We start from the raw sequence: 21,392 nt of genomic DNA on the forward strand, positions 1-21,392 counted from the left end.
AAAAAGCCCCTGTTGTCTTGCGACAGCAGGGGCTTTTTGTTGGTCGTCTGTCAGATCACTGCTCGGCCACCTTGGTTTGCCGTTCGTTGATCTCATCGATCAGGCGCTTGGCCAGGGCCGGGTAGTTTTCGTCGAAGTGGTGGCCGCCCGGCAACTTGATGGCTTCGCCGACCGCGGTCTTGTCGGTGCAACCGCTTTCGTCGGCCTCTTCGCCGCCGTAGATGCATACCACCTTGTCGGCGGGCAGCTTGGCCATTTCCGGGCCGGTGGCGGCTTCGGTGCCGGCGTTGCCGAGCCAGCCTTCGACTTCGATCTCGAAGCTGCCGGTGCGGGCGAAGGCCAGCAGGATGATCGCATCGACCCGCTGTTGTTCGGTGGCCGGCAGACGGTTGTAGATGGCCGGCAGTACGTCAGCGCCGAAGGAATAGCCGGTCAGGATAAAGCGCTTGGTGCCCCAGACCTGGCGGTAGTGTTGCATCAATTCGGCGAGGTCCACCGCGCTCTGCTCGGGGCTTTTGTGCTGCCAGTAGTAGCGCAGGGTGTCGATGCCGACCACGGGATAACCGATCTTGGCCATTTCATCGGCCACGTCACGGTCCAGGTCGCGCCAGCCGCCGTCGCCAGAGAGGAACAGGGTCACGGTGTCCCGCGCTTGGCTGGCCGGTACTTCCACCACGGGAATGGCCAGGCCGCCCTTGCCCTTCTCGGTGCCGACGAGGATCTTGCGTAGTTCGTTGTTCAGCACTTGCGGCAGGTTGATGTCATAGTCGCTGATGCTGGTCTCGGCGTTCTTCTGATCCCGTACGAAAGCGGCACTGGTGTCGTCGGGGTTGTCGTTCCAGGCAACCAGCCAGTGCCCGTGGGCTGCGGTTTTAGGCAGCAGGTGGGTGCAGCCGGGCTTTTCCAGGGCCAGGTCGACCGAAACAGCCTTGGCGTTGTCGTCTTTCTGCTCCGCCAGCCAGCGCCAGGCCAGTACGGCGCCAGGGCCAATGCCGCTGACCAGCGTGGCGGGTCCCTGGAGCTCGCGCAGGCCGGCTTGCAAGGCACGACCTTGCAGCATGCAGTCCTGAGGCAGGATCACCTGGACGATCAGCGCCGAGCCGCTGCGGCTGAGGGTCGTCAATTGAGTGTCGCTGAGCTTCTGGTCTTCATTGACCGCCACCAGGACCTGGGCACGGGGCTTGGTGCCGGGAGTGACGCGGGTCATCGGCGCGCCGCCAGCGGGCGCCAGTTGTTCCAGGGTGGGTTGTGGGGCCGGGCGGTTCCAATACCAGTAACCGCCACCGAGAATCACCGCCAGCACTAGCAGGGCGGCCACTACGTATCGCCAGGAGCGTTGCATCATCAGCGTTTCACCAGTCCAGTCAGGCCGCCTGCAATCAAGGCGGCAGTGTCGGCCAGCGCCACCAGCGGATCGAGTCCGGCGGGCACAGCCATGTAACGAGGTTCCCAGTCAGGCTGGAATTTGTCTTTGAAGCGGCGCAGCCCCTGGAAATTGTAGAGCTGCTCGCCGCGACGGAACACCATCGAGCCCAGGCGTTGGGTCAATGGCGCGCCGCGCCGCGGTTGCAGGCCCGACAGCGGGACCATGCCAAGGCTGAAGCGGGCGTAGCCATGGTTTTTATAATGTTGGATCAGGCCGACCATCATGAATTCCATGGTCAGCTTTGGCGCATCGGGGTGGGCGCGCATCAGGTCGAGGCTGGCCAGTTCCGGGTTATGGGTTTCCAGCAGGTTGGCGAACGCCACCGGACGCCCCTCGAAACGAATCACCGCGATGCGGAAGTGCTTGAGGTAATCATCGCTGAAACGGCCCAGGGAAAAGCCTTTCTCGCGTACGTTCTTGCCGGTGAGCCAGGCATCGGAAATCACCTTGAGCTCATCCATCGGTGCCTCGCCCTGCTCATGGATCTCCAGCGACAGGCCATCGCGGGTGCCGCGGTTCCAGGTGTAGCGCAAGTCCTTCATTTCCTTGCCCTTGGCCTCGAGGTCGAAACGCTTGAGGTCGACCCGGGCTTCTTCACCCAGCTTGATTGCCGTCAGACCGATGTCCATGTAGTACGGCAGGTTCTCGGCGCGCACCTGGTAGAACACCGGGCGGGCGTGGTGGACGTCGCACAGGTCACGGAATTGCCAGATCATCTCGGCTCGTTGCTGGGCCGGGCCGATCGGGTCATACAGCGCCACCAGGCTGCGACCGCGACGGGCATACATCAGGAACGCTTCGTCGTTGGGGTGAAACAGCAACGCCTTGTCGCCGGTCAGGGACAGGCCGCCGTCGGGTTGCGAGGAGGTCATGAGAATCGTCTTGGCCCGCTCCAGCTCTTCGGCCGTCGGCAGGTGAATCACCGGCCGCGCGGTACGCAGCAACCAGGTCAGCGACACCACCACCAGCAGCACCGCAGCCCCCAGCAGCGAGCGCAGGCCACGCGGGGCATCGGCGTCGAGGGTGAACTGCCACCACAGTTGATGGCTATAGGGCACGTCCTGGTAGGCAAACAGCAGCAGCCAGATCGATGCACCGAGCACGCACAGACTGGCGATCAGGAACAGTGGGGAAAAGGGCAGTTCGGTCAGGCGACTCGGGCGATAGAAAGAGCGCCGGAACACCGCCAGCAGTGCTGCGGTCAGGGTCAGCAGCGTGGCCTCTTCCCAATCGAACCCCTTGAGCAGCGAGAGCAGGGCGCCCACCAGCAGCAAGACGGTGGTCAGCATCCAGGCGGCCGACAGGCGACGGCGCAGGCCCTGGGCGAGCAACAGGCAGAGCACGCCCACCAGGCTGGCGCCAAAGTGCGAGGCGTCCACCAGCCGATGAGGAATCAGGAAACCGATGTGCTCCAGGCGCGTGTCGATTTCCGGCGTCACGCCGGAAAACAGCAGCACCACGCCGGACAGGAACACCAGCACCGCCAGGATCGGCGCGGCGAAGCCGGACGCGGCCCGCAGGGTCTGGCGTGTCTGGAACAAGCGCTGCGCTTCGTTGATCAGCAGCAGCACGCAGGCCACCAGCATGGGCAGCAGCACGTAGATCAGGCGATAGAGCAACAGGGCGGCGGCCAGTGGTGCGGCGCCCAGCTTGTCGGCGAAAGCGGCCAGCAGGATCGCTTCGAACACCCCGACGCCGCCGGGTACATGGCTGAGTACGCCAGCAGCCAGCGCCAACAGGTACACCAGCAGGAATGCGCCGAACGGAGGCGCTTCGGGCAGCAGCAGGTACAACACCGTGGCGGCGGCGGCCACGTCCAGCGCGGTGATGACCAGTTGCAGGAACGTCAGTCGTCGGCCCGGCAAGCGCAGGGTGCGGCGCCCGGCCTTGACCAGCAGGCTGTCGCGCCGGGGTTGTTCCGGCAGGCGTCGACGGTAGATGCCGATAGCCAATACGCTGGTGAGCAGCAGCACAGCCGTTGCAATCGCGGCCAGCAGGCTGGCGGGCAAGTGCAGCGCGGCGGACGCGGCCGGCAGGTTGCTGAGGGTGGCCAATGCCGCCAGCGGGGGCAGGGCGCAGCCCAGCGACAGGCTGGCAAACAACGTCATGTGGGCGACGTCCGCAGCTCCCAGGCCATGGCGCGCGTACAGACGGTAGCGCACCGAACCGCCGGACAGCAGCGAGAGGCCAATGGCATTGCCGATGGCGAAAGCGGTGAATCCACCCAGGATCAAGGTTTGCGGCGGCAGTGTCACGCCGGCATAACGGCTGGCGGACCATTCATAGCCCAGCAGGATGACGAAGCCGGCCACTGTGGCGGCAATCGCACCGAGCAGGGCTGGCCGGGGCACTTCCAGAATCGAATCGTGCAGCGCGTAGAGGTCGAGCTCGCTCAGCAGGTGGCGACAGGCAATCAGTGCAATTGCAAATAACAACAGCGTGACGGCAAGGCCAATGGGTTGGCGGTATTGACTGATACGGTCGAGCCAGCGCAGTCGCTCGGCCTTGACGGGTGGTGTTGCGGTAACAGGATCTTGCGGGTCAGAGTGGGCGCGCATCAATCACCTCTTGAGCTATGCGCGACAGGATGGGGCTATCCGGCCAAGTTACCAATCCCTTCGGCAGAAAAAAATTACAAAATATTTGTAATAAAGCCTTTTTTCGACAGATACAAAAAAGGCCACTCTTTCGAATGGCCTTTCTTGATATTTGGTTGCGGGAGCCGGATTTGAACCGACGACCTTCGGGTTATGAGCCCGACGAGCTACCAGGCTGCTCCATCCCGCGTCTGTGAGGCGGCATTCTACAGGCGAACGCCAGAGTGTCAACCAGTAAACGTCTTCAATCCCAAATTATCGGTCGATCTGCCTGGGATTGTCCTAAATGCGCGAAATCAAAAAGAAAATTGTCCTACAACTGCGAGCCGGCAGCGTCGTCGCACCGACGGCCTATGTGGTCATGGACGAAAACAGAGGCGCACAAAAAAGGCCACTCTTTCGAGTAGCCTTCTTTGATGTTTGGTTGCGGGAGCCGGATTTGAACCGACGACCTTCGGGTTATGAGCCCGACGAGCTACCAGGCTGCTCCATCCCGCGTCTGTGAGGCGGCATTCTACAGAGGATCGCCAGGCTGTCAACCCCTACGGCAGAAAAAACTGTTCAGCTTCAATTGCTTAGCCGGGAGCCGGGGCATCGTGATCGCGTTGTGACGCAAGCGGGGCAAGGGTTTGTGCTCTATTGAAGGGGGTGCGGTGATTGAATGGATAAATTCTGCGTAGGCCTCTTCCCTCATCATAGAAGGAATTTTCAAACCACTGGTGCTATATACAGGTGCCGGTGAGATACTGATGACCCGATCCGCCGCGCACGCCGCTTTTTCCATGACACAACGCAAGATCATCCACGTCGACTGTGACTGCTTCTACGCCGCTATCGAGATGCGTGATGACCCACGGCTGGCCGGTAAACCCCTTGCGGTGGGTGGATCGGCGGACCGACGCGGTGTGATTGCCACGTGTAATTACGAAGCGCGGGCTTATGGGGTGCGCTCGGCCATGTCCTCCGGCCATGCCTTGAAGCTCTGTCCGGACCTGACCATCGTCAAGCCACGGATGGATGCCTATCGGGAAGCGTCGAAGGAAATTCATACGATTTTCAGCGATTACACCGACCTGATCGAGCCGCTGTCTCTGGACGAGGCCTATCTGGATGTTTCTGCCAGCACCCATTTCGCTGGCAGCGCCACCCGCATCGCCCAGGACATCCGCCGGCGCGTTTCCAATCAGTTGCACATCACGGTGTCCGCTGGTGTTGCGCCGAACAAGTTCCTGGCCAAGATTGCCAGCGACTGGAAAAAACCTAACGGTTTGTTCGTCATCACGCCGGACCAGGTCGAGGATTTTGTCGCAGCCCTGCCGGTGAGCAAGCTCCATGGCGTCGGCAAGGTCACCGCCGACAAGCTGAGCCGGCTCGGCATCGGCGATTGCCTGCAGTTGCGCGAGTGGGACAAGTTGGCCTTGGTGCGCGAATTCGGCAGCTTTGGCGAGCGGCTCTGGAGCCTGGCCCGAGGCATCGACGAGCGTCTGGTGCATAACGACAGCCGGCGGCAATCCATCAGTGTGGAAAACACCTACGATGTCGATTTGCCTGACCTGGCGAGCTGCCTCGACAAACTGCCGGAACTGATGCAAACCCTCAGCGGGCGCATGGCGCGGATCGACAGCAGTTATCGACCCGGCAAACCGTTCGTCAAAGTGAAATTCCATGACTTCACCCAGACCACGCTGGAACAGGCCGGGGCAGGGCGGGACCTGGGCAGTTACCAGTTGTTATTGACCCAGGCGTTCAACCGGGGCGGCAAGCCGGTGCGGTTGCTGGGGATAGGCGTGCGGCTGGAGGATTTGCGTGGTGGGTTCGAGCAGTTGGAGTTGTTCGAGCGGTGAGGCCGCTGTTGGCCGCGAGGAAATCCTGTGGGAGCAAAGCTTGCTCGCGATGGCGGCGGCACATGCACCTCATTGGAGGCTGACCCACCGCTATCGCGAGCAAGCGTTGCTCCCACAAGCCTTGTTTTCACACAGTATTCTGGGGTGGTCAGTGCGAGCCAGGATCCGCCACCAACCGTCCGCCATCCTTGGTCAGTGCCTTCATGAATTCGGCTTGCAGCTCCGGGTCATTGCGGGTCAGTTCGATCAGGCTCTGTTCCAGCTCGCTGGCTTCTTCCTCCAGCCCCAGTTGCGACAGGCGCTTGACCCGGTGGACCCACTGGCTCACTTCGTCGTCTTCCAAGTCGTCGTAGATCAGGGTGTGGGCTTCCAGCAGCTTGCTGCGCAAGGTGCTGCTGATGCTCAGGGACGAATCGGTGTGTACCTCGTCCTGGGCGTCCGTCACGCTGATCTGCAATTTGCCGAACTGGTTCAGGTCCTGCTCGGCGAATGGACTCTCCAGCAGGTTCAGGCGCAACACGCCATTGCGGTCGGTGCTCAGTTCGAACGTCTGCCGGGCAACCTTGACCTCCACCGGGCGCTCACTCCAGGGCAGGCTCGAGTGTTCCGTGCGCTTGTCACGCTGGACCTCGTCAATGCCTGCCAGGTTCTGCTGGGCGCGACCGTGGGAGGGCACGTTCATGAACGGGTTGAGCCCGGCGAAACCGTAGCTGAGCCAGTCACGAGTCACGCTGTCCGGCAGGTTGCCGAGGGCGAATACGTTGACCACGTTCGCACCGACGCCGGCCACCACGGCCACCGCGCCGAGCGGGATCTCGTAGATTTCCCGCCAGGGTTGGTACGGTGTGTAGCGATCGTAGTGACGGGTGACTTCGAACTCGGTGACCTCGAAGGTCTTCTGTTCGTTGATCCGGATCCGACGTTGCGGCAGGTCGAGCACCTTGGGTTCGCCCACATCGATCTGCAGGCTATGGTCGAGCAGTTTGCGCTCGACCCGCTCTTCGTGCTCGCTGCGCTGCGACATCTGGTTGGCGCAGCCACTGACCAGCAGGGCGCCGCACAGCGCGGCGCCCCCGAGGCCTAAGGTGTTTCGCTTGAACATGACGTCTCTATCTGGTGTCAGCGGCGGATACGGGCCTGGAGGAATGACAGCACATCGGCAACTGGCAGCGCTTGTGGCTCGGCCTCGGTGCGGCTCTTGTATTCCAGGTTGCCTTCGGCCAGGCCACGATCACTGACGACGATCCGATGCGGGATGCCGATCAGTTCCATGTCGGCGAACTTGATGCCTGGGCTGGTTTTCTTGTCGCGGTCGTCGAGCAGCACTTCGAAGCCAGCGGCCGTCAGTTCGGCGTAGAGCTTGTCCGTGGCTTCGCGAACCAGATCGGTCTCGTAGCGCAGCGGTACCAGGGCGATCTGGAACGGGGCCAGGGTGTCGCTCCAGATGATGCCTTTCTCGTCGTTGTTCTGTTCGATGGCAGCCGCCACCACGCGGGAGACGCCAATGCCGTAGCAGCCCATTTCCAGGGTGACTGGCTTGCCGCTCTCGCCCAGCACTTCGCATTTCATCGCCTTGCTGTACTTGTTGCCCAGCTGGAAGATGTGCCCGACTTCGATGCCGCGCTTGATTTCCAGGATGCCCTTGCCGTCCGGGCTCGGGTCACCGGCCACGACGTTGCGCAGGTCCGCGATGGTCGGGACGGGCAGGTCGCGCTCCCAGTTCACGCCGAAGTAGTGCTTGTCGTCGATATTGGCACCAATGGCGAAGTCACTCATCAGCGCCACCGAACGGTCGATGATGATCGGCAGCGGCAGATTCAGCGGGCCGAGGGAACCGGCACCGGCGCCAATGGCGTCGCGCAGTTCCGCGTCGGAGGCCATGACCAGCGGACTGGCAACGCCTGGCTGGTTGGCGGCCTTGATTTCGTTCAGCTCATGATCGCCACGGACGATCAGGGCGATCAGCTTGCCGGCTTCTTCGGCATGGACGATCAAGGTCTTGATGGTACGTTCGATCGGCAGGTCGTAGCCTTCCACCAACTGGGCGATGGTCTTGGCGTTCGGGGTGTCGACCAGCCGCAAGGCTTCGCTCGGCGCAGGGCGGGACGTTTCCCGTGGCACGGCTTCGGCTTTCTCGATGTTCGCGGCGTAGTCCGAGCCGTTGCTGAAGACAATGTCGTCTTCGCCGGATTCGGCCAGTACGTGGAACTCGTGGGAACCTGCGCCGCCGATGGAGCCGTTGTCGGCTTCGACCGGGCGGAATTTCAGGCCCAGGCGCGTGAACACGTTGCAGTACGCTTCGTGCATGCGATCGTAGGTCACCTGCAGCGAGGCCAGGTCGGCGTGGAACGAGTAGGCGTCCTTCATGATGAATTCGCGACCACGCATCAGGCCGAAGCGTGGGCGGATCTCATCACGGAATTTGGTCTGGATCTGATACAGGTTGATGGGCAACTGCTTGTAGCTGCTCAACTCGTTGCGCATCAGGTCGGTGATCACTTCTTCGTGGGTCGGGCCTGCGCAGAAATCACGACCGTGGCGGTCCTTGATGCGCAGCAGCTCCGGGCCGTACTCTTCCCAGCGCCCCGACTCCTGCCACAACTCGGCTGGCTGGGTGCCCGGCATCAACACTTCCAGGCAGCCAGCGGCATTCATTTCCTCGCGCACGATGGCTTCCACCTTGCGCATCACTCGCAAGCCCATCGGCAGCCAGGTGTAGAGACCCGAGGCGAGTTTGCGGATCATGCCGGCACGCAGCATCAGCTGATGGCTGATCACGACGGCGTCGGAAGGTGTTTCTTTGAGTGTGGCGAGCAAAAATTGACTGGTGCGCATGGTTGGCCGTTGTCGGTTGCTGATGACGGGAAGTGACGAAGCATTGTACGGGCGAGATGCCCCGGCGTACAGGCGCGTGGCCGGTGGCCGGACGCAAGCGCCGGTTTCGTCGAGGTTTTCTGACGTTTCCTACGAAGTTTCCTGCGTTTCTTCCGCGGGCCGGGCCGGCGTCGCTTCCGAGGTGACGGTCGAGCCCTTGTGGCGGTTTTCCTGGTACCAGTGCAGGGCGATCAGGATCAGCGTCGGGACCCCGAGCAATGCCGTGATCAGGAAGAAATTGTGGTAACCGAATTTTTCCACCATGACCCCTGAATAACCACCGATCAGGCGGGGAAGCAACAGCATGATCGAGCTGAGCAGGGCGTATTGGGTGGCCGAGAACTTCAGGTTGGTCAGGCTCGACAGGTAGGCGACGAACGCCGAGGTGGCCAGGCCGGAACTGAAATTGTCCAGGGAGATGGTGAGGATCAGCATCTTCAGGTTGGCGCCCATGTCGGCCAGCATCAGGAACAGGATGTTGGTGGCGGCCGAGGCGACGCCGCCGATGAATAGGATCGGCAGGATGCCGAAGCGCACGATCAACAGGCCGCCCATGCCGGCGCCGACGAGGGTCATGATCAGCCCGAAAATCTTGCTGATGCTGGCGATCTGGTCTTTGGTGAAACCCTGGTCGATGTAGAACACATTGGCCATGACGCCCATGACCGTGTCGGACATCCGATAGGTTGCAATCAGCCCGAGCAGCAGCAGGGCTTGCCAGCGATAACGCAGGATGAAGTCGTTGACGGGGGTGAGCACGGGTGCGAGCCCGCGCCGGCCCATGGTCGAGAGGCACAGGGCGGTCAGGAGGATATAGAGGATGGCGCGCAGGAAGGCACGGTCTTCGAGCAGCAGGTCAAGCAGGCTGACGCCTTCGAACAGGACGCTGGCGAAGTCGGTGTTATAGAGCTGGGTGAACATGGCGGGTACCGACACCAGCAGCACGATCAGCACGAACACCGACGCCAATTGGTGGACGAACGTGTAGCGTCCGGCCTGCAGCTGTGTGCGCAGCGGCACCGGCGGTTCGCGCATGAACAGCGAGGTCAGCAGCGCCGGGACCATCAGCACCCCGAACAGTAGGTACGTACCGGTCCAGGCCGAGTGTTTATAGTTGAAACCGGTGGAGCCGAACCCTTCGGCGAAGAACAGTGCGCCGGCCGTGGCCAGCAGCGCAGCGACGCGATAGCCGGACATGTAGCTGGCAGCGAGGGCCGCCTGGCGGGTGTTATCGACGATTTCCAGACGATAGGCGTCGACGGCGATGTCCTGGGTGGCCGAGGCAAAGGCCACGATCACGGCGATGGCGATCAACCAGGACAGGTGTTTTTGTGGATCGCAGAAACCCATCCCGACCAGGCCTAGGATCACCAGGGCCTGGGAGAGCACGAGCCATGAGCGGCGCCGTCCCAGTTTGCCCAGCAATGGCAGGCGCCATTGGTCGAGCAGCGGCGACCAGACCCATTTGAAGGCGTAGGCCAGGCCGATCAGGCTCGCGTAGCCGATGGTCTCGCGGGCCACGCCGGCCTCGCGCAACCAGACCGAAAGCGTGGAAAACACCAGCATGTACGGCAAGCCGGCGGCGAAGCCAAGCAGCAACAGCACGAGCGTCGAGGGACTGGCATAGGCGGCGAGGGCGGCGCGCCAGGTTTTACGGGGCATGGGCTGGAGTCTGCCTCAAAAATTGCGAAAACAAAGCGCGCACTCTAACCGCTGTGCTCTACCGGGCGCCAGCCATGGCGCTGAATATCAACACGATTATTCAGGACACTGATTCCTTCCATGCGCAGGCGCGCGCGCTGTTCATCCCCCGAGACGCTTCCGGCGGGCAGGCTGATCCGACCGCCGGCACCCAGGACCCTGTGCCAGGGCAGCTTGGTGTCGTCCGGCAACTGGCTCAGGGTGCGCCCGACCCAGCGCGCCGCACGGCCCAGGCCGGCCATTTCGGCGAGCTGGCCGTAGGTCACGACCTTGCCGGTGGGCACCTGTGCCAGGGTCAGGTAGAGCGTGGTGCGGCGGATCTGGGCGGCGCTCTCGGCGTCTGCAAGGGGCTGGGTCACGTCGAAAATTCCTGGAAAAGGACCGTCTGTAGATTAATCGCAGTACGGCTGATTGAGAAATGAACTCATTCGAAATGCTCGGGTCAGTCGTTGCTCAGGTGCCTTCCTTTGGAGAATGCCGTCTTTTCACCGCAAACTTGAGCTCTTTGTACGCTTATGTTGTCCAGAACCTTGTTGTGCCTCGCCATTACCGGCGCTTCCATGCCCTTGCTCGCCGATACCGTCTGGTTGAAGAACGGGGACAAACTCAGCGGCAAGATTACCGTTTTCGATGGCGGCAAATTGCTGATCCAGACCGAATACGCCGGCGCGATTCCCGTCGACTGGAAACAGGTCAAGACCCTGGAAAGTGACCAGCAGCTATTGGTCAAGCAGGACGCCTACACCGGTGAAAAAGCCAAGGCGCTGCACGCGGCCGAGGATGGCAAAGTGACCCTGGCCAACGGCGATGCGCCCAAGACCGTCGAACTGGCGAGTATCCAGCAGATCCTCAAGCCCAAGCCGGTGGTCGAGGACCTGGTCTGGAAAGGCAATATCGATGCAGCGCTGGATTACCAGCGAGCGGAAAAAGACACCGACGATTATGACGTCGACTTCAAGACCTCGGCGCGCCACGGTCGCTGGCGGCACACCGCCGAGGGCGAATACAACCGTGAATTCCAGGACGATGTGGTGTCGGCCGACAACTGGCGGCTGGAATATTCCCTCGACCGTTTCATCACGGACAAATGGTTCTGGCAGGGCCGCCTGAACTACAAGCGCGACAAGGTCGAAGACCTGGCCCGCCAGCGGGTGGTGGGTACCGGTCCGGGCTATCAGTTCTGGGATGACGAGTTAGGTGCGTTCTCGCTGGGTTCGTTGTTGAACCACACCGATTATGAATACCGCGATGGCGGCAAGGACAATTTCTATTCCGTCGCCATGAAGTGGGACTACAACCGTTATCTGGTGGGCAAGCGGGTCGAGTTCTTTACCAATGGCGAGGTGGGCAAGCCGCTGTCTGGCGTTGCGGAATACGCCTACGATGCCGAAATGGGACTGCGCTACAAGGTGACCGACTGGGCGTCGCTCAACCTCAAGGCCGAGAAGGATGTCATTGAAGGGAGTGAGGACAGTGATTTGAGCAAGACGCGCTATACGGCGGGGTTTGGCGTGACGTGGTAGTCATGGAGCCTGTGGGAAACCTGCTCCCACAGGCTTTTGTGTGACTGGCAAAAAAATGACAGGCACAAAAAAGCCCCGCTGTTGAGAGCGGGGCTTTTTACTAAAGCAAGGACAAGTTAGATAACTTGAACTTCTTCAGCTTGCATGCCTTTCTGACCGCGGGTAGCGATGAAAGAAACCTGTTGGCCTTCTTTCAGGCTTTTGAAGCCGTCGGATTGGATAGCTTTGAAGTGAACGAACAGATCGTCACCGGATTGTGGGGTGATGAAGCCGAAGCCTTTTTCATCGTTGAACCACTTGACGGTACCGGTTTGGCGATTAGACATGGTGTAACTCCTTGAACAAAGATAACTGCGACTCAGGAAGAACCCTGGCCGAGACTGAGTGCAAAGAGCAGGAAAAATTCTTGTAGACGGTTGGATCGAAATTCAACATATCGTGTAGAGATTCTCAGTGACACAAGCAGCACAGTGGCGCCACCTTAACCCTTTTTCCAGAACGTGCCAATGGTCTTTGCGAAGGTTTCTCTTTTTTGGTGACTGACGGCGCAGGCATTGACCGGTGGGACCGTAAACCCTGGCGGATCGGTGAGATTTGCGTCCCGCGCTTTGAACCCGGACCCGTGCCCCGGTAAGATGCCGGACGTCTTTTTTTCACCTCGCATTCAGGAAACCCGCCATGAGCATCAAATCGGACAAGTGGATTCGCCGCATGGCGCAAGAGCACAGCATGATCGAGCCCTTCGTCGAGCGCCAGATGCGTGGCGAGGGCGCCGACCGGCTGATCTCCTTCGGCGTGTCCAGCTACGGCTACGACGTGCGTTGCGCCGACGAGTTCAAGGTGTTCACCAACATCAATTCGGCCACCGTCGACCCGAAGAATTTCGATGAAAAGAGCTTCGTCGACATCAAGAGCGACGTCTGCATCATTCCGCCGAACTCCTTCGCCCTGGCCCGCACCGTCGAGTACTTCCGCATTCCGCGCAACGTGCTGACCATCTGCCTGGGTAAAAGCACTTATGCCCGTTGCGGCATCATCGTCAACGTCACGCCGCTGGAGCCGGAATGGGAAGGCCACGTGACCCTGGAGTTCTCCAACACCACGACCCTGCCGGCGAAGATCTACGCCAACGAGGGCGTGGCGCAAATGTTGTTCCTGGAATCCGATGAAGAGTGCGAAGTGTCCTACAAGGACCGCGGCGGCAAATACCAGGGCCAGCGCGGCGTGACCTTGCCACGCACCTGATTCTGATGAACTGTGGGAATTCCTGGGCGGGCCTATACTCTATTGGGGTACTGCCCGCTTCTTGCGCCAGCGCAACGGGCCTTCGCTCAGGAGTTGCTCCATGAAGATCGATCCGCGAATCAGTGCCGAACTGGCAAGGCTTGAGCCCAACCAGATCGGCGTCCTCGCCTGGTCCTTGCTGGCCCACCCCGTTGAAGCGGCGGGCGGCATTCCTGGCCAGCCCGATCCTGATACCCCCAACGAAGAACCCACCGAACCCGGCGAGCCGACCCTGCCGGACGAGCCGCCTCCTGCGCCCGTTGCATGACATCAGCGTCAGGTTTCAGTTGATCGGCCCTATTTCGTTATCGCCGATGACAAAAAATCCTGCAATCGCTGTCCTGCTCGACCGTGAAAGGGATTTATGTGGGAGCAAAGCTTGCTCGCGAAGCAGGCGCCTCGATCCCTGAAAGATCGCATCGCACCCGTCGCGGGCAAGCCTTGCTCCCACAAGATCCCTTCGCCACAAGGTTTACTTCAAGTTACCACTGAGAAACTGCTTGAGCCGCTCGCTCCGAGGGTTGCCCAGCACGTCTTGCGGTGCGCCTTCTTCCTCCACCAGGCCCTGGTGCAGGAACAGCACCTGGTTGGAGACTTTGCGGGCGAAGCTCATTTCATGGGTCACCATGATCATGGTCCGGCCTTCCTCGGCCAGGCCCTGAATCACTTTCAGGACTTCGCCTACCAGTTCCGGGTCGAGGGCCGAGGTCGGTTCGTCGAACAGCATGACCTCCGGCTCCATCGCCAGTGCCCGGGCAATGGCCACGCGTTGTTGCTGGCCACCGGAGAGGAATGCCGGGTATTGTCCGGCCACCCGTGCCGGCAGGCCGACCTTGTCGAGGTAGCGGCGGGCGCGGTCTTCGGCTTCCTGCTTGCTGACCCCCAGCACCCGGCGCGGCGCCATGGTGATGTTTTCCAGCACGTTCATGTGGCTCCACAGGTTGAAGTGTTGGAACACCATGGCCAGGCGGGTGCGGATGCGTTGCAGTTCGTTGGCGTCGGCCACGTGCATGCCGTGGCGGTCCTTGATCATCTGGATCGGCTGGCCGTCCATGCTCATGGTGCCGTCGTTGGGCTGTTCCAGGAAGTTGATGCAGCGCAGGAAGGTGCTCTTGCCCGAGCCGCTGGCGCCGATGAGGCTGATGACGTCGCCGGTCTTGGCCTTGAGCGACACGCCCTTGAGCACCTCATGGTCGCCATAGCTTTTGTGCAGGCCTTCGATGGTCAGTTTGTACATGGAGCATGGATCCTCAAGGCGAAAGTAGGTAGCCGCTGCGGTAGGCTTCGGTGCCGGCGACATGGGCGATCACCATGCCGGCCGTGGCCATGCGACGCAGCGAACGGGCATACATGAGCCCGGCGTTACGGCAATGAACGGGGGTGACGGTGTCGTTGACCGGGTCGATGATCTCGGCGATCAGTTGCCCCGCCTCCAGGTATTCGCCGGGCAGGGCGCTGTAGACCAGCAACCCGCCCACGGGCGTGGCCACCGGCTCGACAGCGGCCAGCGGGGTGGCAGGATACGGCAGGTCGGGCATCGGCGCGGGCTCGCCGTCGATGGCGCCGAAACGAATCAGGTATTCGATCAGGGCCTGGCAGTCGAGGCTCGCCAACCCGTGGTTGACGTCACCCTGGCCGCGCAGTTCCACGGTGACCGAGAAGCTGCCCATGGGAATATCGAACCGATCGCCGAAGCGTTCCTTGAGTTGCCACCAGAGCAGGGTAAAGCATTCGTCGAACGACTGGCCGCCCGAATCGGTGGCCAGCAGGCAGGCCTCGGCACCGATGTAGCGGGCAAGCGGCTCGACCTGCGGCCAGGCCTCGGGCGTGGTGTAGAGGTGGGCCACGGCTTCGAAGTCGCAGTGCAGGTCCAGCACCATGTCGGCGTCGCATGCCAGCCGTTGCAGGACCAGGCGCAGCGATTGCAGTTGCGTTCCCGGCGTCTGCCGGGCGAGGGCGTCGCGCAAGCTGGTGCGGATCAGCATCAGGTTGTGCTGTGGATCGTCAGTGAGCAGATCTTCGATTTCGTTGCCGATCTCTTCGCTCAGGTCGATGAACCAGCGGTTGAAGTTCTGCCCGCTCTCCAGTTCATAGCGACCCAGTGGCACGTCCATCAGCACTTGTTCGAGGCCGACGGGGTTGGCCACGGGCACGAGGACGATTTCGTGGCGCAGGTGGCCGGACGCCTCCAGCTCGGCCAGGCGTTGCTTGAGGTGCCAGGCCACCAGCATGCCGGGCAGTTCATCGGCATGCAGGGACGACTGGATATAGATTTTCCCGGCGGCTTGTTCCGGACCGAAGTGAAAACTGTGGACCTTGCGTGCGGTCCCCGGTACCGGGGCCAGCAAGTCATGGATCTGGTGGCGCATTTGCGTGAGTGTCCTGGAACGAAAGCCTTAATGGGTTGGCCCGAGAAACGCCAGCCAGCGGCGTTCGGCGAGACGGAAGAGGCCTACCAGTGCAAAGGTGACGGTCAGGTAGATCAGCGCGGCGATTCCGAACGACTGGAACGTCAGGAACGTGGCCGAGTTGGCATCCCGGGCGACTTTCAGCACGTCTGGAACGGTAGCGGTGAATGCCACGGTCGTCGAGTGCAGCATCAGGATCACTTCGTTGCTGTAGTACGGCAGCGAGCGGCGCAGCGCCGACGGCATGATCACGTAGGTGTACAGCTTCCAGCCGGTCAGGCCGTAGGCCTTGGCCGCTTCGACCTCGCCATGGTTCATGCTGCGGATCGCCCCGGCGAAGATTTCCGTGGTGTAGGCGCAGGTGTTCAAGGCAAAGGCCAGGATCGTGCAGTTCATCGCATCGCGGAAGAAACTGTCGAGCAAGGGCTGTGCCCGCACCGCGGCGATGCTGTAGATGCCGGTATAGCAGATCAATAGCTGGATATAGAGCGGCGTGCCGCGGAACAGGTAGGTGTAGAACTGCACTGGCCAGCGGACGTAGACCTTGGGCGAGACACGGGCGATGGACAATGGGATCGACACCATGAAGCCGATCAGCAGCGAGGCGCTGAGCAGCCATAGGGTCATGGCCAGGCCGGTGACGTTGACGCCGTCGCTGTAGAGGAACGGGCGCCAGTATTCCTGTAGAAGTTCGATCATCGCACCGCCTCCCGGGCTCCGGCAGCGTAGCGGCGTTCCAGCCAGCGCAGGATGACATTGGACGCACTGGTGATCAGCAGGTAGATGAATGCTGCCAGCACCAGGAAATAAAACAGTTGGTAGGTGCTCTTGCCCGCATCCTGGGCAGCCTTGACCAGGTCGGCCAGGCCGATGATCGACACCAGCGCGGTGGCCTTGAGCATGACCATCCAGTTGTTGCCGATACCCGGCAGGGCAAAACGCATCATTTGTGGAAACACCACGAAACGGAAGCGTTGGCCACGCTTGAGGCCATACGCCGTGGCGGCTTCGACCTGGCCTCGGGGGACCGCGAGGATCGCGCCGCGAAAGGTTTCAGTGAAATACGCGCCATAAATGAAGCCGAGGGTGATCACCCCGGCACTGAACGGGTCGATCTCGATGTATTCCCATTCCATGAAGTCGGTCAACGAGGTCAGCCAGGTTTGCAGGCTGTAGAAAATCAGCAGCATCAGCACCAGGTCCGGTACGCCGCGGATCAGCGTGGTGTAGAGCTGGGCGGGAATGCGTAGCAGCTTGACGCTGGACAACTTGGCACTGGCGCCCAACAGGCCGAGCAGCACGCTCAACAACAGGGACAGCGCCGACAATTTGATGGTCATCCAGGTGCCCTGAATCAGCAACGGGCCAAAGCCCTGCAGGCTGAAGGCCGAGAGCCCCAGATTTTGTAGGAATTGTTCGAACATGAAAGAAGCCTTTGGCAGGAAAAAAGCGCCCATCCGTGACCGGATGGGCGCAGCGCATTATTTGCCGCTGTACAGATTCAAATCGCCAAAGTGTTTTTTCTGGATCTCGGCGTACTTGCCGTCGTCGTGTAACGCTTTGATACCTTTATCCAAAAGCGCCTTCAGATCGTTGTTACCTTTCTTGATACCAATGGCGGTCTTGGAAGGCAGCAGTTCGCTGTCCACTGGCTTGCTGACTTCATAGTCGGCGCCTTTGGGCGATTTCAGGAAACCCAGTTCGGCTTGCAGCATGTCCTGGATCGCCGCATCGAGGCGACCGGACGTCAGGTCGGCGTAGACCTGGTCCTGGTTCTGGTAGGCCTGGGTCTTGACACCAGCCTTGTCCAGCACGGCCTTGGCATAGGCTTCCTGGATGGTGCCTTGCTCGTAGCCGACAGTCTTGCCTTTGAGCGAAGCCTTGTCTTCGCTCAGGCCCGAGCCTTTCTTGAACACATAGGCGGTGGGGCCGGAGAACAGCTCGCTGGAGAAGTCGATGACTTTCTCACGGGCCGGGGTAACGGTCATGGAGGAGATCACACCGTCGAATTTATTGGCCTTCAGGCCGGGGATCATGCCGTCGAAATCGCTTTCGACCCATTTGCATTTGACCTTCAGCTCTTCGCAGATCGCGTTGCCCAGGTCGATGTCGAAACCGACCAAGCTGCCGTCGGCGGCCTTGGACTCGAACGGGGCGTAGGAAGGGTCGACACCGAAACGCAGTTCCTTGTATTCCTTGGCCGTGGCGACGCCGGCGGCCATGCACAACGCCAGTGCAGAAAGGGTCAGCAGTGCTTTTTTCATTATTGAGTCCCTAGAACCTAAATGGGCGCTTGTGGCGCGTAAGTTGTTACCGGTAAAGGTCAGAACAGGTATGACGACATAAAGGTAGCAATTTCCGAACCAGAGTACCGAACAAGCGTTTTAAAAGCTTGCGTGGCAGGCGGCGGAATGCGCTGGTGCGCGGAGATGAGCGTACATCAAAAAATGCACCAGGATGGAGCTCAAGTGAGTTCTGAAACGGACCTGCTTTTGTGGCGAGGGGAGCAAGCTCCCTCGCCACAACAAGCACCCCCTTGCAACAGGGAATGCCTTATTTACCGGGCACCAGGGTCAACCGCGTCTTGCCATAGGCCCGATCGAAATTCTGCGGCTGCAAGGGCAGGTTCTGGTACTGCCCCTTGAGCCACGGATCGATGCCGTTGACGTAGTTCGGGCTGGCCGGGTTGCCGGCCTGGCCGGTGCCGCCCTGGATCATCAGCGGTTCGGGCTGGCCGAAGTCAACGATCAGGCGCATGGCCGGCGCCAGTGTGGTGTTGAAATCCTGGCCCCAGGCAAAGGCCGACGCGTTGAGCGTGGTGGCGTCGCCGCCGGCCGCCATCGGGCCGCGTACGACTTGGCCGCTGCCGTTCCTCCAGGCGTATTGATGCAGCTTGCCCCACTGCCAGGCCTTGTGATCACCGCCCAATTGGCTATCGCCGGCGCTGATGGTCGCGGCCAGGCTGCGAGCGAGGATGACGGCCTTGTCTTCTTTTTGCGGCGTGCGAACGTCGTCCCAGAACGGACTGTCTTCACGTCCCAACAGATGATCGGCCTGCGCCGAATAAGAGAGCTGGCCATTGGCAAGTAGCGCCTTCCACGCCGGGCTGCTGTCCGGTCCCAGTTCGTCGAGGAAGATCTGCTTCATGCTCTCTTGCAGGAACAACCCATAGATCGCCGCGTCGGCGGAGGTCGGGCTCAGCCGGCCATCGAACGCCATCAGGCGGGTGTAGGCTTCGCGGGCCTTGGCCCGGTCCGCCTCTGGCAGTGCGTCGATGGCCTGCTTGAGCGGCTGGGCTATGCCTGGGGCCTCGAAGACTTTCTTGAGTTTGGCGGCGAAGGTCGTGGTCTGGTCATACTGCATGGCGGTCAGGCTGCGGGCGTCGTGCTTGCCCGCGCCGGCCAGCTCCGCCAGGCGCTCGCCGCGCTCCGGCGAAGCCCAGGAGTTGGACAGTTGCATGCCATAGCCGTGGGGAATGACCCGCTGGTTGGCGGTGCCGAGCCAGCCCAGGGCCGGATCCTGGTCGTACGGATGGAGCATGGGGTCGGCGTAACCGTCCCAATCGTAGCGACCTTCCCAACCCGGCGACGGCAACAGGCCTTCGCCTTCACGACGGTTCGGGTAGCGCCCGGTGACTTGCCAGCCGATGTGGTTGGCATCGGCGAACAGCATGTTCACCGCCAGGGCCCGGATTTCCCGGCTGGCATCGGAGGCTTTCTCGACGTTCTGCGCCCGGGACAGGTCAAAGAACGCATCCAGGGTCTTGTCTTCGGAAAAGCTTGGCAACTGCAAGGCCAGGCCAAGGCCGCTGGCCGCCGCCAGGCCTTGGGCACTGTTGAGCAGCGGGCCATGGCGGGTCTCGAACACCGCTTCACGGATCGGCCGTTGGCCTTTGACGAAATAGGTTTCGTTGCGCACCACCGCGGGTTGCCACTTGCCATTGACCTCGTAGGACAGGCCGTTGCCCTGGCGTCGGATTTTTTCCAGAAACAGGTCCTGGTTGTCCCCCAGGACACTGGTCATGCTCCAGGCCACCTTGCCGTTGAAGCCTTGCAGGATCATGGGAATGCCCGCCACCGAAACCCCGGCGGCCTGATACCGCGGTGCCCGGATTTGCACGGGACTCCACAGCGACGGCACACCCAACGGCCCATGGCTGTCGCCGGCCAGCAGGCTCTTGCCACTGCGGCTGTGTTGCGGCGCGATGGCCCAGTTGCTCGAAGACGAATTGTTCAACAGGTTCAGCCCGGTCAACTGCTCAGTGGCCTTGCGCAATTCGTTCAGGCCCGGAACCTGGCCGTTGAGCGCGATGCCCTGGAGCTTGTCGGCCTCGGCCAGCGGCAGTTGCTCGTCTGGATAGGATGGGCTCAGCCAGGCCAGTTTGTCGTGGGGAACGGTCTGGGCCAGCACCAGGCTGGCGATTTCTTCCGGCAGGTTGGCCGATTGGCTGAAATTCAGCAGGCAGAACATCAGCGCTGAATCTTCCGGCTTCCAATACTCGGGTTTGTAGCCGGTGGCAGCCAGGTCGGCCGGCAATTTGTCGCGGTAGCGGAACAGGTAGGCGTTGACGCCCCGGGCATAGACTTCGAAGAAGCGCTTGAGCCGGGGGGAGGAGGCCTTGTACAGCTCGTCAGCGTTTTTCTTCAGGTTGATCGCGCGCATGTAGCGGTCGACGTCCAGGCGCTCGGCGCCGGACATTTCCGCCAATCGGCCCTGGGCCAGCAGGCGCAGGGTCACCATCTGGCTGATGCGGTCGCTGGCGTGGACGTAGCCGAGGGTGAAGAGTGCGTCATGGAAGCTGCTGCTTTCGATCAGCGGCATGCCCATGGCATTGCGCCGGACCGTGACATTCTGCGCCAGCCCTTTAAGCGGCTGCACGCCGGAAGTGGGCAAGACAGTGTCCTGGGCGTTCCAGGACTGGCAACCGCTCAAACCGAGCACACTGGCCACTGCGGCGGCGACGCCGAGCCGGGGAAAAGAAGAAATCGAGGCTGGCGAGGCCATGGCAAAGCTCCTGCGGGAGGGGGGTGGCAGCGATAAAGGCGCTACGTTAGTGAGCGGGAGGGGGGCGCGCAAGCGGGGGCGGGGGTTATTTGTTGATTTGGCGATGAAACCCCTTGATGCTCAAGTGTGGAAATTCAATGACCGAGCAAGGGAACACCGATATGGAGCTAAAGGGCGACGCGGCGCTGATCCTGATCGACCAGCAAAAAGGCATTCTGGAGCCACGGCTCGGTCCGCGTAACAACCCCGAGGCGGAGTTACGCATGCTGGAATTGCTGGCGTTTTGGCGACACACGGCGCGACCGGTGATCCATGTCCACCATCTCTCCCGCTCGCCGGACTCGGTGTTCTGGCCTGGGCAATCGGGTGTAGAGGTCCAGCCACGCTTCGAACCGATGGCCGGCGAGTGGCTGGTGCAAAAGCAGGTGCCGGATGGGTTCTGCGGCACGCCTCTGGAGCAGGACCTGCGCGGGGCTGGGATCGGGCAATTGGTGATCGTGGGTGTGGCGACGAACAATTCGGTGGAGTCCACGGCGCGCACGGCCGGGAATCTGGGCTTCGACACCTGGGTGGCCGAGGATGCCTGCTTCACGTTCGACAAGGCCGATTATTTCGGCCTTGCCCGCACGGCCGCCGAGGTGCACGCCATGTCGCTGGGGAACTTGCACGGGGAGTATGCGACGGTGGTCAGCTCGAGGCAGATCATTGAGGCCAACTGATTGAACGCGTCG

General features: G+C 61.4%; 18 protein-coding genes and 2 tRNA genes. 5 read left to right on the forward strand and 15 right to left on the reverse strand.

All coding sequences use genetic code 11. The annotated features are described in order from the left end of the window. Positions 1-55 precede the first annotated feature (55 nt). From N4Q37_RS08105 to N4Q37_RS08120, 4 genes are all read right to left on the reverse strand, one after another. Entirely contained in the window at positions 56-1,345 is a 1,290-nt protein-coding gene (locus tag N4Q37_RS08105) for a virulence factor family protein (protein WP_260956770.1), read from the reverse strand. Then, positions 1,345-3,984 carry a bifunctional lysylphosphatidylglycerol flippase/synthetase MprF gene (gene mprF, locus N4Q37_RS08110; RefSeq protein WP_260956772.1) on the reverse strand — a complete coding sequence of 880 codons (2,640 nt, stop codon included), beginning with the start codon at positions 3,982-3,984 and terminating at the stop codon, positions 1,345-1,347. Before mprF ends, N4Q37_RS08105 begins: the two co-directional genes overlap by 1 nt. Positions 3,985-4,136: 152 nt before the next feature. Then, positions 4,137-4,213: transfer RNA gene (locus tag N4Q37_RS08115), tRNA-Met, on the reverse strand. Positions 4,214-4,444: 231 nt separating this feature from the next. Continuing rightward, positions 4,445-4,521 (reverse strand) — tRNA-Met (locus N4Q37_RS08120). 284 nt (positions 4,522-4,805) lie between these two features. On the opposite strand from N4Q37_RS08120, the gene dinB reads away from it, so the two are divergent. Further along, positions 4,806-5,867 carry a DNA polymerase IV gene (gene dinB, locus N4Q37_RS08125; protein ID WP_260957045.1) on the forward strand — a complete coding sequence of 354 codons (1,062 nt, stop codon included), beginning with the start codon at positions 4,806-4,808 and terminating at the stop codon, positions 5,865-5,867. 148 nt (positions 5,868-6,015) lie between these two features. Here dinB and N4Q37_RS08130 read toward each other — a convergent pair whose 3' ends face one another. The 4 genes from N4Q37_RS08130 to N4Q37_RS08145 form a co-directional block, all read right to left on the reverse strand. Further along, positions 6,016-6,969 carry a hypothetical protein gene (locus tag N4Q37_RS08130; protein WP_260956774.1) on the reverse strand — a complete coding sequence of 318 codons (954 nt, stop codon included), beginning with the start codon at positions 6,967-6,969 and terminating at the stop codon, positions 6,016-6,018. A 17-nt stretch (positions 6,970-6,986) separates the two neighbouring features. Continuing rightward, positions 6,987-8,702, reverse strand: a complete 1,716-nt coding sequence (locus tag N4Q37_RS08135; RefSeq protein WP_260956776.1) for a proline--tRNA ligase — start codon at positions 8,700-8,702, stop codon at positions 6,987-6,989. 129 nt (positions 8,703-8,831) lie between these two features. Next, positions 8,832-10,403, reverse strand: coding sequence for an AmpG family muropeptide MFS transporter (locus tag N4Q37_RS08140; RefSeq protein WP_260956778.1), 1,572 nt, complete (start codon positions 10,401-10,403; stop codon positions 8,832-8,834). A 44-nt stretch (positions 10,404-10,447) separates the two neighbouring features. Next, entirely contained in the window at positions 10,448-10,810 is a 363-nt protein-coding gene (locus N4Q37_RS08145) for an MGMT family protein (protein WP_390897914.1), read from the reverse strand. 147 nt (positions 10,811-10,957) lie between these two features. On the opposite strand from N4Q37_RS08145, the gene N4Q37_RS08150 reads away from it, so the two are divergent. Continuing rightward, a complete protein-coding gene (locus tag N4Q37_RS08150) occupies positions 10,958-11,965 on the forward strand; it encodes a DUF481 domain-containing protein (protein ID WP_260956781.1) in 1,008 nt (335 codons plus the stop codon). Positions 11,966-12,081: 116 nt separating this feature from the next. Here the strand turns inward: N4Q37_RS08150 and N4Q37_RS08155 are convergent, their stop codons facing one another. After that, the gene (locus N4Q37_RS08155; protein ID WP_002554837.1) at positions 12,082-12,291 is read right to left on the reverse strand and encodes a cold-shock protein; all 210 of its coding nucleotides are present in this window, start codon (positions 12,289-12,291) and stop codon (positions 12,082-12,084) included. Between the two features lie 352 nt (positions 12,292-12,643). On the opposite strand from N4Q37_RS08155, the gene dcd reads away from it, so the two are divergent. Next, positions 12,644-13,210: a dCTP deaminase gene (gene dcd, locus N4Q37_RS08160; protein ID WP_260956783.1), complete on the forward strand. Its 567-nt coding sequence runs from the start codon at positions 12,644-12,646 to the stop codon at positions 13,208-13,210. 100 nt (positions 13,211-13,310) lie between these two features. After that, positions 13,311-13,517: a hypothetical protein gene (locus N4Q37_RS08165; protein WP_260956785.1), complete on the forward strand. Its 207-nt coding sequence runs from the start codon at positions 13,311-13,313 to the stop codon at positions 13,515-13,517. A 204-nt stretch (positions 13,518-13,721) separates the two neighbouring features. Here the strand turns inward: N4Q37_RS08165 and N4Q37_RS08170 are convergent, their stop codons facing one another. From N4Q37_RS08170 to N4Q37_RS08195, 6 genes are all read right to left on the reverse strand, one after another. After that, positions 13,722-14,486 (reverse strand): ABC transporter ATP-binding protein, encoded by a 765-nt coding sequence (locus N4Q37_RS08170; RefSeq protein WP_260956787.1) that lies wholly within the window; start codon positions 14,484-14,486, stop codon positions 13,722-13,724. Positions 14,487-14,499: 13 nt separating this feature from the next. After that, positions 14,500-15,618, reverse strand: coding sequence for a succinylglutamate desuccinylase/aspartoacylase family protein (locus tag N4Q37_RS08175; protein ID WP_260956788.1), 1,119 nt, complete (start codon positions 15,616-15,618; stop codon positions 14,500-14,502). A gap of 27 nt (positions 15,619-15,645) precedes the next feature. Next, on the reverse strand, positions 15,646-16,356 hold the full coding sequence (locus tag N4Q37_RS08180) for an ABC transporter permease (protein ID WP_260956789.1): 711 nt from the start codon (positions 16,354-16,356) through the stop codon (positions 15,646-15,648). Beyond that, on the reverse strand, positions 16,353-17,081 hold the full coding sequence (locus tag N4Q37_RS08185) for an ABC transporter permease (protein ID WP_260956790.1): 729 nt from the start codon (positions 17,079-17,081) through the stop codon (positions 16,353-16,355). Before N4Q37_RS08185 ends, N4Q37_RS08180 begins: the two co-directional genes overlap by 4 nt. A gap of 57 nt (positions 17,082-17,138) precedes the next feature. Then, on the reverse strand, positions 17,139-17,921 hold the full coding sequence (locus N4Q37_RS08190; protein WP_260956792.1) for a transporter substrate-binding domain-containing protein: 783 nt from the start codon (positions 17,919-17,921) through the stop codon (positions 17,139-17,141). A gap of 289 nt (positions 17,922-18,210) precedes the next feature. Continuing rightward, positions 18,211-20,661, reverse strand: coding sequence for a penicillin acylase family protein (locus tag N4Q37_RS08195; protein WP_260956793.1), 2,451 nt, complete (start codon positions 20,659-20,661; stop codon positions 18,211-18,213). 161 nt (positions 20,662-20,822) lie between these two features. Here N4Q37_RS08195 and N4Q37_RS08200 point away from each other — a divergent pair, with 161 nt between their 5' ends. Beyond that, positions 20,823-21,380, forward strand: a complete 558-nt coding sequence (locus N4Q37_RS08200; RefSeq protein ID WP_260957047.1) for a cysteine hydrolase family protein — start codon at positions 20,823-20,825, stop codon at positions 21,378-21,380. Positions 21,381-21,392: the final 12 nt, after the last annotated feature.

Source organism: Pseudomonas citri, from assembly GCF_025336485.1.
Taxonomy (GTDB): domain Bacteria; phylum Pseudomonadota; class Gammaproteobacteria; order Pseudomonadales; family Pseudomonadaceae; genus Aquipseudomonas; species Aquipseudomonas citri.